This window comes from Corallococcus exiguus (assembly GCF_009909105.1).
GTDB classification, from domain to species: domain Bacteria; phylum Myxococcota; class Myxococcia; order Myxococcales; family Myxococcaceae; genus Corallococcus; species Corallococcus exiguus.
Genome location: NZ_JAAAPK010000014.1, coordinates 177,875 through 191,450 on the forward strand (window position 1 = coordinate 177,875; position 13,576 = coordinate 191,450).

Here is a 13,576-nt window from a genome sequence, read left to right on the forward strand (position 1 = left end):
GGGCTCCGGGGCTTCAAGCTCCGGAGCCCTTCGTGTTTCAGGGGAAGCGATGGAGGCGGGTGCAGATCTCCACGGCCCTGTCCGCGATGCGGCCCAGTTCCTCCAACATGGCGACCTCCAGGGGCGAGGGGCCGTGCTCGGCGACGAAGAAGGCCACGGGCTGGCCGCGCGCGTGCAGCGGGAAGACGAGCAGGTGGGACTCGGACTCGCCGCACAGCGCGGAGAAGATGGCCTCGTCCTGAGGCACCTGCGGGGCGCTGAAGACGCTGGGGCTGGGGCCGTTCAGGGCGGAGGTGAAGAGGGACGGCGCGTCCAGGTCCACCTTGAGCGCGGTGACCTCCGGACGGTCGCTGCCCGGACCCCAGGCACGGCCCACGCGCGCGAGCCCGAAGCTGTCCCCCAGGAGGAACGCCCGGCGGAAGCGGCCCGCGCTGTAGGCCAGCAGCACCTTGCCGACCATGCCCTGTGAGTCCGCCGTGTCGAGCGCGGAGAGGACCTGTTCCGCGGAGACGGCGGGACCGTCCGTCGGCGTGTCGGTGGACGCGCTGGCGGCGGCGAGCAGGGCCTGGGCAGGATCGACCTGCTCGGAGTCCTGCGGCTGCCACGGCTGCTGCATGAACTCCCACGCGGAGGCCAGGGCCACGCCGTCCTCGGCCGCAGCGGGCGCGGCGGCGGGGACGTCCAGGTCCACGACGCGGTCTGCCCAGGTGGTCTCCGGGTTGTGGCCCACGGAGCCCTCCCCTTCCCCGCCGCCCTGCCAGCCCACGAACTCCCAAGTGGAGGCGAGCTGCATGGGTTCCTCGGTGGAGGTGGGCAGGTCGTCGAGCGCGATGGGCGTCCGGTCGCGGACCGGCGCCGGAGGAGCGGCCACGAGGCGCGGCATCGGCAGGGCCACGGGCTCTTCAGCGGGCGTCGGCGTTGCGACGGGTTCGGGTGCCACGTCCGAGTGGGAGACGAGGGCGACCTCGAACTCCGGGGGGACTTCGGCTCGATGATCCTCGGTGGGCGCGGGGCTGGGGGCCTCCGCCGGAGGAGCGGTGCTCACGGAGTCGGACTTCGGTGCGGCGGCGACCTGCCAGGACTCGGCCTCCGAAGACGCGGAGGGATTCTGCGAGTCTCCCGCCAGGCTGAACTCGAGCGCGTCGGCCTCGGCGTCCTGCATGGCTGGGGCTGCGGCAATGACAGACGCCTCCGGAACGGTCGCTTCAGGCGAAGGCTCCGTGGAGATGGACGCCGCAGCAGGGAGGCTCTCCGGCTTCGAGGCTTCGACGGCGACGAGCGATTCCGGAACGGCCTTGAGCTCCGTCGCCTCCAACAGGCCGCCATCCTTCGGGGCGTCAGGCGTAGCGACGGATTCCTGCGCGGGTGATCCCTTCGCGCCAGCCGTGGCTGCGTCGGGCGCGGCGTCCCAGACGGGTTCCGACTCGGGAATGGGCTGGGGCTCGTGGGACTCGGCGGCCATCAAGCCTGCGACTTCGAGCACGCCCGTGGCTTCGGGGGCCTGAGGCGCGTGCGGCTCGGCGGACATCACTGCTTCGACTTCGAGCACGCCCGTGGCTTCGGCGGCCTGGGCCCGTTGTGGTTCGGCGGCCATCACCGCTTCGACGTCGAGCACGCCTGTGGCTTCGGCGACCGGCGCCTCGTGTGGCTCGGCAGCCATCACCGCTTCGACTTCGAGGACGTCCGTGGCTTCGGCGGCGTGCGGCTCGGCGGCAATCACGTCCTCGACTTCGAGAACGTCCGTGGCTTCGGCGGCGTGCGGCTCGGCGGCAATCACATCTTCGACTTCGAGGACGTCCGAGGCTTCGGTGGCCTGGGCCTTCTGAGGCTCGACGGACATCACCGCATCGACTTCGAGGACGTCCGAGGCTTCGGTGGCCTGGGCCTTCTGAAGCTCGACGGACATCACCGCATCGACTTCGAGGACGTCCGAGGCTTCGGCAACCCGCGCCTCGTGTGGCTCGGCGGAAATCACGTCCTCGACGTCGAGGATGTCCGCGGCCTCCGCAGCGGTCGCCGCCGGCAGCTCCGCGGACACGGCGTCCACGTCTTCGAGGATGCCGTCGGAGAGATCATCCCCGGTCAGGATCGCCGCGGACTCGGACGCCTTCTCGGGAGCGGCCGCGACAGGTGCAACGTCGAGCGGCTCGGGACCCGGACTGACGTCGGCGTCGGCGAGAAGCTCGGCGTCCAGCACCAGCTCGGACAACGACGGACTCGGGGCGGGCGTGGCGATGGCGGCGTCTGCCTTCGCATTCAACGGTGCATCCGCGACGTCCGCAGCCACCTGCTTCGCGGGAGCGGCAACAGTGAATGCATCGCCCCACTCACCTCCGAGGTCCGGCACCGAACCACTGGCTACCGGGACTTCCTCGACGGAGGCCACCGCGGGAGCCACGGCCGCCGTGATGGATCGAGTCACTCCGGAAGGACGTCGAGCCGCTGTGGGCTGCGCTCCACCGGAAGACCGCTCCATGACAGGAATTGAGGCACCCGCCACGTCCTGGGGAATCCCTGCCAGCGCAGACCCCGCAACTGGCGAAGCCTGGGCCGTTCGCGCAGCAACTGGAGCGAGGCCCACGGAGGCACTCGTTTCCCCAGACAGCCCTTGAGGCGCAATGGCAGGCACACTGCCTTGAGCGGCATTCGCTACCCCAGACAGGCCTTGGATTCCATTCGCCGGACCAGACATCCCGTGAGCTGTCGCGGGCGACAGCACATTCGTCGCCCCCTGGGCCATCGCGGCCGGAGGTACAGCGACAGCACCTGGACGAGGCGGCGGAATGATCGCAGGAGCACCGGGAGGAGGCACGGCGACACCCGGTGCGCCAGCAGCCACCGAAGGCACGACTCCAGAGGGAGGCCCCTGCCGCGGCGGCGCACCCGGAGGAGGCGGCTGGACAGGACGTCCCTGCACGGCATTCGGCGGCATGGCGCCAGGAGGCCCCATCGGACGCGCACCCGGAGGAGCCCCGACACCGGGAACCCCAGGCGCGGGCGGAGGACGCTGCCCCGGAGGAACAGGCCCCGCGCCACCTGGAGCCATCATCACCGGCGCGGGCATGCCCGGAGGCGGCCGAGGCGCCGCTCCCGGCGGCATGCCCGGAACTCCCGGCGGAGGCCCCGCGCGAACCATCCCCGGCGGCATCGGTGCGCCCGGAGGCCCCACGGGTCGCGGCCCCGGCACACCAGGAGCGGCGGGACGCATGCCCGGAGGCGGCGTCTTCGGCACAGCGGGGATCCCCGTCGCGGAAGGCCGAGCCGCCGGAGGCACGGGCCCACCCCGTCCAATCATCCCGGGTGGCTGCCCCCCCGGCGGAGGCGCCGCACGCGGAGGCACTCCGGCACCCGGCGGAACCGCCCCAGGCACAACGCCCATCGGCGCAGCCCCAGGCGGAGCAACTCCCGGAGCCACCGGCATCCCCGGAGCCGCCGACGGAAGCCCACCCGCCGCACCCTGCCGGGCCACCAAGCCCGGAGGCTGTGCCGCCAACCGGGGCGGCGCGGCCGGAGGACTCCCTCCGGGCCGAGCCGCCTCAAGGACAGGCGGAGCCCGCACCGGCTCGCCCATCACGATGTCCGGAAGCTCCTCGCCGATGATGGCCGCGTCGGCGATGTCCGCGTCGGCCTCGGAGTCCTCCGAGTCATCACTGAGGAACTGTCCCGGCGCGAGCCCGCCGAACATCCCAGCGACCTCCGGCTCCGCGCGCACGGGCGCGGGCGGAGGCGGCACGGCCGGCGGAGGCACGACCACCGGCGCCGCCATGGCCACAGGGGCGGCAGGCGCCACCGCCGCCATGGACACCGAACGGCGCGCGGGCAACGGAATGGCCGGCTTCAGCGGGCGCGTCGGCCGGTCGATGTCGTAGCGCTTGCTCAGGTAGTGGAAGAGCCGCAGCTCCGGCACCACGTACGGGACGATGCGCATGCCGGTAATGAACCCGAGCGCATCCGTGGTCTGCAAATCCAACGGGTTGGCCATCGCGACCTTCAGCCGCCGGCCCTCCACCGCGAGCGGGAACGCCTGGTGCTTCTCCGCCTGATCCGCGTTGAGCAGCTTCAGCGTCGCGTCCGTGACGGCGTCGAAGTCCGCCTCCATCGCGACGGGCAACCGGGTCAGCTCGCCCAGCACCATGCCCACCGTCTCGATGTCGAGGAACCCCAGCTCCACGAGCCGGGAGCCCAACCGGCCTCCATGCACGAGCTGAGCGCTCATGCCCTGGTCGAGCTGCGCCTGCGTCAGGAGGCCCTTGCGGACCAGCGTCAATCCCAGCTTGTCGCCCATGTCGGCCCGCAGTCTAAACGGCTTCGCGGTGCCAATGAGAGGGTGCGCACGAATACGACCTGCGCACCCGTCCTGCTCGCCTGCCCGGTGGCGCCCGGGTCAGTACGCGTTCTTCGACAGGAACCCACCCAGCGCGGTGCGCAGGAGGATCTTCAGGTCCATCAGGAGCGACCAGTTCTCGATGTAGTACAGGTCGTACTCGATGCGCTTCTGGATGGACGTCTGGCCGCGCAGGCCGTTGATCTGTGCCCAGCCGGTGATGCCGGCCTTCACCTTGTGACGCAGGTGGTAGCGCGGAATCTGGCGCTTGAACTCCTCGATGAAGACGGGTCGCTCCGGACGCGGGCCCACGAGGCTCATGTCGCCCCGGAGCACATTGAAGAACTGGGGCAGCTCATCCAGCGAGTACTTGCGCAGGAACGTGCCCACCGGCGTGCGGCGCGCGTCCACCGCGCTGGCCATGGTGGCGCCCTGGACCTCCGCGTCCACGCGCATGGTGCGGAACTTGAGGATGGCGAAGGTGCGCCCGTCCATGCCCATCCGCTCCTGGCGGTAGAGGATGGGGCCCTTGCTGGAGAAGCGCACCAGCAGGGCGGTGAACACCATCATCGGCGCGCTGACGGCGATGGCCAGCAGGGAGAACAGCACGTCGAACACGCGCTTGGCCACGCGGCTCCAGCCGTCCATGGGGTCGCCCTGGAGGCTGATGATGGGCAGGCCGCCGAACTCCTCCAGGCCGCCGTACAGGGTGATGTACTGGTACAGGTCCGGCACCACCTTGACGTCCACGGTGCGCAGCGCCAGCTGTTCCATCAGCGGCTTCACGCGCGCCTGGTCCTCCAGCGGCACGGCGATGATGACCTGATCCACGGGGTGGGCATCCAGGTAGGACTCCACCTCGCCCACGTGGCCCACCACGCGCACGCCGCCCACCCACTGGCCGACCTTCTCTTCTTTGAGCGACAGCACGCCCGTCACGCGGAAGCCCAGCTCGCGGTGGCTCTCCACGGTCTCGATGGTGCGCAGCCCCAGCTCCTCCTCGCCGATGACGAGGATGGACTTGAGGTTGTAGCCGCGCCGGCGCACCTCGCTGAGCAGGTGGCGCATGACCATGCGCGATACGGCGATGAGCGTGAAGGCGTAGACGACGAAGATGGCCAGCGTGAGGCGCGAGTAGCGCTCGCGGATGAAGTACGTCACCGCCACCAGGACGAGCGTCGCGGTGATGGTGGCCTTGAAGAGCTCGAACAGCTCCCCCATGTGCGAGCGCGCGCGGTTGGTCGCGTACAGCCGCGCCCGCTGGAACGTCATCGGGAAGATGACCAGCACCATCACCAGGGAGACGAACGTCTCACCCGGGGGAGGGACGCCCTCCGTGATGGGGAACACACCGCTGAAGCGGGTGAAGTACGCGAGCACGAACGCCACCCCGAGCATCCCCGCGTCGGCGGCGACCTTGATGGACGTGTAGAAGCGCTGCAGGCGACCAAACACCGCGGTGACTCCTGACGGGGGACGAGGACCGTCCGTCGGATGCAAGACACGCACCCTGAGCCCCGGGAGCCCTCAAGCGCCCGGGCCCCTCCCCCGGCGCGGCGTCCTATCACGTGTTTTTCCGTGAAACCAAGGGGTTGCACCGGAGGGCAGCGGACACAAGACGTCCCGCCGGGCAGGCAGGCCTCGGGAAACTGGGGACGGCGCGGACAGCGCTGTCACACCCCTGTGGCGAAAGGGGACATGCCCAGGAGGGCGTCCACCTCCGCCTGGATGGCCTGCTGGAAGCGGGCTCGGCTGAAGCGCTCGGCCTGGGCGCGGGCGTCTTCTGGCCGGAAGGACTGCTCCCAGGCGTCGAACTGGCGCACGGCGGCGGCGAGGGACGCGGGGGTCTGCTCCGTGAAGAAGAGGCCCGTCTTCGAGGTGACGGTCTCCAGGGCGCCACCCTTGCCGAAGGCGATGACGGGGCGGCCGGTGGCCTGGGCCTCCAGGGGGGTGATGCCGAAGTCCTCCTCGGGGGTGAAGAGGAGCGCGCGGGCGTCGCGGTAGAGGGCGGGGAGCGCGCTGTCCGGCACGTTGCCGAGGAACCGGATGTGGGGCGGAAGCGGCCCGGACGTGAGGCGCGAGGCCTCCTGTCCCGTGCCCACGACCCACAGGGGGGTGTCCAGGGTGCGGAAGGCCTCCAGGGCAACGTCCAGGCGCTTGTAGGGGGCGAAGGCGCCGAGCCACAGGAAGTAGCCGCCCTGCCCTCCCCCTTCGAGCGGCATCTGGGTGAAGCGTTCGAGCTCCACGGGGGGCGGGACGACGGAGGCCTCGCGGTCCCAGAAGCGGCGGATCTTCCCGGCGATGTGCTGGGAGTTGGCGACGATGCGGCCCACGCGCTGGGTGGAGGTGCGGTCCCAGTGCTGGAGGTAGGGGCGCACGGCGAGGGCGGCGGCGCGCACGGGGAGGCGGGTGCGGCCAGGGCCGAAGTACTCGTCGAACAGGTCCCACATGTACCGCATGGGAGCGTGGACGTAGCTCAGGTGGGGCACGCCGGGAGGCGCGTGGATGCCCTTGGCGACGCAGTGGCTGGAGGACAGGACGAGGTCGTAGTCGCCGGAGATGCGCAGGGCTTCGATGGCGCGGGGGAACAGCGGCAGGAAGTGCCGGTAGCGCGAGTGGATGCCGGGGATGTGCTGGAGGAACGACGTGGTGATGCGCCGGTCCTCGATGCGCGGGGACTGGCTGCCCGGCTGGTGGATGAGGGTGTAGAGGTCCGCGCGGGGGAACAGTTCGCAGAGGGCGTCGAGGACGCGTTCTCCGCCGCGGTGGGTGACGAGCCAGTCGTGGACGAGGGCGACCTTCACGGGAGGGCCTTCTAGCACTGGCGCGGCGGTGCGGGGGGAAGGCGGCGTGTGGTAGGCCAGGGAGCGTGCCTTCTGTCCTGCTCGACTTGAGAATGGTGCGCGGTCAGCTCCACGGCATCGCGAGGTACGCGCTGGAGCTGGCGCGCCGGCTGCCCGCCCTGGCCCCGGACCTGGAGTTCTCCGCGCTGGTGCCGGCGAAGGGCCTGCCGGACGACCTGGGCGACCTGACGCCGACGATTCCGCTGCACCGCTCAAGAGCCGGGTACCTGTCACCGACCGAGCAGCCGCTACTGGCGTACGAGCTGACGAAGCTGAAGCCGGACCTGTTCCACGCGACGTCGTTCTCGTTGCCCCTGTTCTGGCCGGGCAAGTTGGTGGCCACGTTGCATGACGCGAACCACCTGGCGCTGGCGGACCAGTACACGCCGGTGCAGGCGATTTATTACAAGGCAGTGGTGGGCCCGCGGGCGCGCTTGGCGACCGCGTTGATCACGGTGTCTGACTTCTCCCGGGAGGAACTGGGGAAGTATTTGAAGATGTCGCCTTACCGGTTCCAGGTGATCCACAACGGCGTGGATTCACGGTTCCAGCCACCGACGGTGAGCGAGGCGAAGGCGTTCCGGGAGCGGCACGAGTTGCCGGAGCGGTACATCGCGGTGGTGGGCAACGCGAAGCCGTTCAAGAACCTGGCGATGCTGGGCAAGTTCGCGCCGGAGCTACCGGTGCCGCTGGTGCTGCTCGCGGGCAAGGGGGCGGTGGCTCATGAAGTCGGGCTTCACGAGAACGTCATCGACCTGGAGCAACTGCCGGAGTCGGAGATGCCGTTGTTCTATGGGGCCTCGACGGCGTTGCTTGTGCCCTCGAAGTACGAGGGATTTGGATTGCCTGCGCTGGAAGCCATGGCGTCCGGGTGCCCTGTCATTGCGGCAGACGCGACAGCACTACCGGAGGTCGTGGGTGATGCGGCGCTTCGAGTCCCGCCCGACGACTTGAAGTCCTGGCATGAAACAACGCTACGAGTTCTCAGGGACGAGAACCTGCGCCGGAGCCTTATGGAGTTGGGGCGAGAGCGAGCGGCGCGGTTCACCTGGGACCGATGCGCCCAACAGACCCTCGGCGTCTTCAAGCGAGCCCTTCTGGGAAGACAACCGGTGCGGCCATGACACTGAGGCGTAAAGGGACGCGGAGCATCGTCGTCGATGGGACGAACTATCGTTGGACGGTGGCTCCGAACGATGAGCCTGGACTCGGCATCGTCGTCGAGCGCGAGTCGGGAGGCGGCCAGCGCATGCTGACCTGGGTGGAGCACGGAACGATCATCGCGCCGGGCCTCGTCAGGGATGCCATCCTCTACGCGCTCGAATCAGGCTGGACCCCTGAGCTGCCAGGGGCCGAGTGGGTCTTCCGGCGCAGGTGACCCTGGTGTCTCATCGCGCTCAGCGGAGTGAGAAGCGTTCCATGATCGGCCCCGCAATTTCACGCGTCCAAGCAGGCCTGATGGCCCGCACCTTCGCTTGCGTGCTGCTCCTGGTCGCATCGGGCGCGAGTGCTCAGTCGTTCAACTCGCTACAAGCCGCAGCGGCGAAGGCCGTGTCGCTCACCGTGAGTGGAGGCGTGTCCCTGGGCACGTATGAGGCCGGTTTCCTCTACTACTCAGGGACGTCCTCCCAGGGGGAACGAGCCGTGGATCTGCGGCTCGTCACAGGCGCCTCCGCGGGAAGCCTCAATGCCTTGCTGGCGATCATGGCGACTTGTGGCGTGGATGCGTCCACGCCGGGCCAATCGTTGTTCTGGGACATCTGGGTTCCCATCGGGTTCAACGATCTCTTCATTCCGACATCGACGATGCCGCTCGGAGTCTTTTCCCGGGAGGCACTGGAACGGCGCGCCTCCCATATCGAACAGGCCTGGAACCGAGGCCTGGACCGCTCATGCGACGTAGTGCTCGGAGTTTCAACGACGCGCCTTTCACCTCGTGCCCTTCAGGCCGCGAACGGACGGCTCGACCTGCCTCGGCTTGAAGAGAAGTTCGCCATCCGCATCCAGGGACGCGGGGATGGGCGCCCTCCTCGCGCGACCAACTACACCACGCGCGAAGGCCGACGCCTGGAACTGCTGCTTGAGACGGACGAGCAGGGGGAAATCCCCTTCGCGAACCTGCGCGAATTGCTGCTCGCGTCCATGTCCTTCCCCATCGCGTTCCCGCCCCAACCCCTGCGAACCTGCGCGCCGAAGGCCTCCGCGAAACCGGGGGTCTGTCTGCCTTCAGAGGCGAAGCGAGACCTCTTCATCGATGGCGGCGTCTTCGACAACACGCCTCTGCGTCTGGCCGTGGGGCTCGCCCGTGATGGCCTTCGCGAAACCGCGGACGGAAAGCTGGAGTGGCGTCCCATTCCAAATCCGGATGTGCGCACGACGCCTCCCGGCATCGCCTTCGCATTCATCGACCCGGACGCCACCGAGTACCCGGTCGCACCGCCTGCACAAACCGGTACGGGACCTGCGTCCCTGCCGGGAACACTCGCGGAGATCCTGGCGGCGTTCGTGGATACGGCGCGCTCCAAGGAACTGGCCATGCTCCTGGAGGAGGAGCCGGAGATTGCCAAGCGACTCACCCTGCCCCGCCGACACTTCCCCGCTGCCGGTGCGCCCCTCTTCGCGTTCCTGGGCTTCTTTGAACGAAGCTTCCGTGTCTTTGATTTCTACCTGGGCATGTATGACGCCCGGCGGATGATGGATGACGCGTTCCGGGAAGGTCGGACGCAGGCAGAGCGACCTGGTGCGGCGGGAATGGATGGCATTGGCGGATGGCAGCCCTTTGCATGCATGAGCGCCGTCTATGACTCCTTGCCGAGCGCGGAGCAGGCGTGTCAGGGCGAAGCGTTGGAGGACTTCCGGGCGTTGCTACAGATGTCCTTGGACCAGCTCTACGACGCCTGTAGCAAGTCCGCCGCGACAGTTCCGCCGGGTACTTGGCGCAACGCGCACTGTGACCGGGCCATCGAGGGCCAGCCGCCGCCCCATGTCCCGGGCCTCCGGCCCAACACATGGCCGGACTGGAAGCAGAGCAAGGACGAGTCCGAGCTTGCGTATTCGATGCGGCTGCTGGGGGCCTATGGCTTCGGGTTCCGGGACCTTGGCGTCCCGAAGGGACAAGGAGACCAGGCCGTCCTGCGCATCCGCCACGCGCTGGGTGACGCGGCCATCCGGCTCGCGGCGGTGCAGCCTCCAGCCGACAAGCCCACGGTCCGCTTCGCCAGCAAGCTCGCTTTGGACAGCATCAGCTACGAGCCCCAGCGCATGTCGCTGCACATCACGATGGGGCCCACGGAGAGCGAGTTGGGCTTGAGCGTCGGGGCCTCCAAGATGCCGCTGTCGTCCGGGCTCCGGTTCGCGGGTGCGCTCGGATTCCGGGGACTCGAGGACGTCCTGTCCTCCGGCAGCAGCAGCGATCCCTTTGGGGTGGTCCTCGCGGGAGGGCTGGAGTTCCAGCCTCGCTCGGAGCAGACCTTCCTCTCGCAAAGCCGCCTCGCGCTTCGCGCCGGATGGTTGTTCAGCGCGAACGACGACTACGGGACGAACGTCTGCAGGGACGGAGGCGCCAGCCATGTGACCGCGTGCTCACGGCCCGTGGTCCAGGCGCTCGTGGGCATCACCTTCCTGGAGTTCCTCCGGGCCCAGGTAGTCGGTGAGTGGTTCCCAGGAACCAACTCCCGCAAGACGCTCTGGTCCGTGGCCCCGGGCATTGGCTTGGAGCTTGGGCTCTAATCCTATTGACAGCTGACCGCGCGACCGACGGCTCAGGCAGAGCACCAATGCCTCGTCGTAGCCAACCACGCCGCCACTGTGTTGCGACGGTCAATGCCGCAGAGATTGCGTCGAGTACCTCTGACACCGCAATCGACTCAATGACGTAGAATTCTGCACCTAACAAAAGACGCATGACGCATCAACCCAAAGCAACCCTCAACACTGCACCCTTTAACCACAGCTGCCATTTCAGCCAAACATGCAAAGCATTATCGACCGAGTTCGCCTAGTTGATGAACGCCCTGTCCATCAACACGGAACATCTCGCCCGGTTCATTTTACCCGACAGCGTCGACCCAGGCCTGGGTCAAAGAGACCCCTCGCTGCATCTTCGCTCACCCACCGAGCACAAGAATTTGCAGCGGCGACAACGTCGAGCGCGGTGGTCGCAAGTGAGACATTGGGGCATCACTCATAAGAGTGATCATGGACCAGTTGACGCTTTCGAGGCCCCCATGATTGCCTTGAAATGCTCCTCCAGCCCCCGGCACTTCAAAATCCTCAAGCAGGAGAAACATGACCAATCCATTTCAAGACAGGCAGATCCAGATCGACGACAACAAATACATTCGCATACCACAGCGCGAAGCATTCCAAAGCCTCGTCGATTTCGCAAGCGAAGACCCAGACGGAAACCGCGAGGCGGGAATTATCCTTCCGGTCGGCTGTGGGAAATCCGGATGCATTACGCTTACGCCATTTGCGTTTGGCGCCCGCCGAACCCTGGTTGTCGCTCCAGGTCTAGCAATCGCGCAGCAACTCGAAAAAGGATTTGATCCTGCAAATGAGGAGATGTTCTACCGAAAGTGCAAAGTACTTGACGGCGCCCCATACCCGGAACCGGCCTACATCCGAGGGGACGAGGTAAATCTAGCGGATCTTCAAGAGGCACACGTCGTCATCACGAACATCCAGCAACTACAGGGTGGTGAAGAGAACCGATGGCTGAAAAAACTACCTTCGGATTTCTTCGACCTGATTCTCTTTGATGAAGGCCACCACAGCGTTGCCGAAAGCTGGACAGCACTCAAGACCAAATTTCCGCACGCAAATATCGTTAACTTCAGCGCGACACCGCTGCGTGCAGACGGCCAAATCATGGCCGGCCGAGTCATTTACTCATACCCAATATTTCGGGCAATCGCGGCAGGCTACGTAAAGAAGCTCAAAGCCGTCCAATTGAACCCTCGCACACTGCGCTACGTCCGGCGAGAAGACAACAAGGAAATCGACGTAAGTCTTGACGAAGTCCGACGCCTTGGAGAGGACGACGCAGACTTCCGCCGCAGCATCGTTACCTCAAGGGAAACCCTGGGCACAATTGTCGACGCATCCATCCAGGAACTGAAACGGCTTCGAGACGAAACAAATGAGTCTCGGCTTAAGATTATCGCCTCAGCCCTAAACTACGAGCATTGCGCACAAGTTGTAGCCGCCTACCGAGAGCGAGGACTGAAAGCTGATTTCGTCCACTCAATCGAGGGAGGTCCTGCAAACGACCGCGTCATGAACAAGCTCGCAAGACACCAAATTGACGTCATAGTTCAGGTGCGAAAACTGGGGGAGGGGTTTGATCATCCATACTTGGCAGTAGCCGCAGTCCTCAGCATCTTCAGCAACCTCTCGCCGTTTGTTCAATTTGTTGGACGCGTCATGCGCGTAATCAAGCAGGATGCTCCTGGCGACCCCGTCAACCACGGCGTTGTAGTCTTTCACGCAGGCGCCAACATCGCTCGCCGGTGGGAGGACTTTCGCAGCTTTACCGAAGCAGACCAAAGCTACTTCGATCAGCTGCTTCCAATCGAAGACTTCGATCCCGCGGACTCACGAGGACAAAAGGAATTCAATCCAGTACCGGACGCCCCTGAAGCGGAATCGGGTTACCCAGCTGACGTCGAGATTCGCGCTCAGTCAGACGTTTCTCTTGAAGAGATCCCTCTACTAAAGAACACCACAGCCGCAGAGGCGCTTCGGGTTCTCAAAGCAGAGGGATTTACAGTTGATCAAATCGCCGTTGCCTTTCGCGCACTTGAATCGACTCCAACCACCAAGGTGCGCGCGCGACAGGCAAAACGCGCACAGCTTGATGCGCGGGTCATGAACACCGCAGCAAGGCTACTGGCCGAAAGGAAAATAAACCCGCAAGGGCGAGAGCTTGACAAACAGCGACTAAAGAGAACAAACCTAGTCGTTCTGAAGTCAGCCATCGACAAGAAAATCAATGCCGCCGTCGACAGAGGCACTGGACAACGCGGAGAGCTGTCTCGGATCGAGCTGGAGAGAATCGAGAGTCAGTTCGAAGATCTAGTAGCCGCTGCGATTAACGAGGTGTTTAATGGGCCGTCTTAAATCCCTTATCACCAGAACCACCATCGACATTGCACAAAGGGCTCATAACTGCCAAGCAAACTCAAAACATCGTATCGAGCGCGGCGACACAAGACTGAAGGTCAGCAATGGGCGAAGCTGGGACCACTACTGCGAGAAATGTGCAAAAGAGATAATCTCGCGAGACCTTCAGAAGCTGACGGCTCTTCAGCAACTGACACCTAGCGCTGACGCTCTACCGGTAGAGGATAGTCCAGCAGGGCAATGCCTCTGCCTTGGTATTCGCCAGGAACCGTCCTAAACGACCGAG

7 protein-coding genes are annotated in these 13,576 nt (G+C 66.1%); 4 read left to right on the forward strand and 3 right to left on the reverse strand.

Translation table 11 applies throughout. The annotated features are described in order from the left end of the window. Window positions 1-37: 37 nt before the first annotated feature. The 3 genes from GTZ93_RS37725 to GTZ93_RS37735 form a co-directional block, all read right to left on the reverse strand. Entirely contained in the window at window positions 38-4,285 is a 4,248-nt protein-coding gene (locus tag GTZ93_RS37725) for a GspE/PulE/PilB domain-containing protein (RefSeq protein WP_161663299.1), read from the reverse strand. A gap of 99 nt (window positions 4,286-4,384) precedes the next feature. Continuing rightward, window positions 4,385-5,779 (reverse strand): undecaprenyl-phosphate glucose phosphotransferase, encoded by a 1,395-nt coding sequence (locus GTZ93_RS37730; RefSeq protein WP_139919628.1) that lies wholly within the window; start codon window positions 5,777-5,779, stop codon window positions 4,385-4,387. 218 nt (window positions 5,780-5,997) lie between these two features. After that, a complete protein-coding gene (locus GTZ93_RS37735) occupies window positions 5,998-7,128 on the reverse strand; it encodes a glycosyltransferase (protein WP_139919627.1) in 1,131 nt (376 codons plus the stop codon). 92 nt (window positions 7,129-7,220) lie between these two features. Here GTZ93_RS37735 and GTZ93_RS37740 point away from each other — a divergent pair, with 92 nt between their 5' ends. From GTZ93_RS37740 to GTZ93_RS37755, 4 genes are all read left to right on the forward strand, one after another. After that, window positions 7,221-8,291 (forward strand): glycosyltransferase family 4 protein, encoded by a 1,071-nt coding sequence (locus GTZ93_RS37740; protein ID WP_222595367.1) that lies wholly within the window; start codon window positions 7,221-7,223, stop codon window positions 8,289-8,291. After that, on the forward strand, window positions 8,288-8,545 hold the full coding sequence (locus GTZ93_RS37745; protein ID WP_139919625.1) for a hypothetical protein: 258 nt from the start codon (window positions 8,288-8,290) through the stop codon (window positions 8,543-8,545). Before GTZ93_RS37740 ends, GTZ93_RS37745 begins: the two co-directional genes overlap by 4 nt. Before the next feature lie 80 nt (window positions 8,546-8,625). Next, complete coding sequence (locus GTZ93_RS37750; RefSeq protein WP_257979282.1) at window positions 8,626-10,896, forward strand: patatin-like phospholipase family protein; 2,271 nt, start codon at window positions 8,626-8,628, stop codon at window positions 10,894-10,896. Between the two features lie 558 nt (window positions 10,897-11,454). Beyond that, window positions 11,455-13,287 carry a DEAD/DEAH box helicase gene (locus GTZ93_RS37755; RefSeq protein WP_139919623.1) on the forward strand — a complete coding sequence of 611 codons (1,833 nt, stop codon included), beginning with the start codon at window positions 11,455-11,457 and terminating at the stop codon, window positions 13,285-13,287. The last annotated feature ends 289 nt before the right edge of the window (window positions 13,288-13,576 follow it).

What these genes read in the sequence shown, in the direction of transcription:
- GTZ93_RS37725 (WP_161663299.1), bottom strand. Translation starts at nt 4,285, where the DNA reads ATGGGCGACAAGCTGGGATTGACGCTGGTCCGCAAGGGCCTCCTGACG.
- GTZ93_RS37740 (WP_222595367.1), top strand. Translation starts at nt 7,221, where the DNA reads ATGGTGCGCGGTCAGCTCCACGGCATCGCGAGGTACGCGCTGGAGCTG.
- GTZ93_RS37755 (WP_139919623.1), top strand. Translation starts at nt 11,455, where the DNA reads ATGACCAATCCATTTCAAGACAGGCAGATCCAGATCGACGACAACAAA.
- GTZ93_RS37750 (WP_257979282.1), top strand. Translation starts at nt 8,626, where the DNA reads ATGGCCCGCACCTTCGCTTGCGTGCTGCTCCTGGTCGCATCGGGCGCG.
- GTZ93_RS37745 (WP_139919625.1), top strand. Translation starts at nt 8,288, where the DNA reads ATGACACTGAGGCGTAAAGGGACGCGGAGCATCGTCGTCGATGGGACG.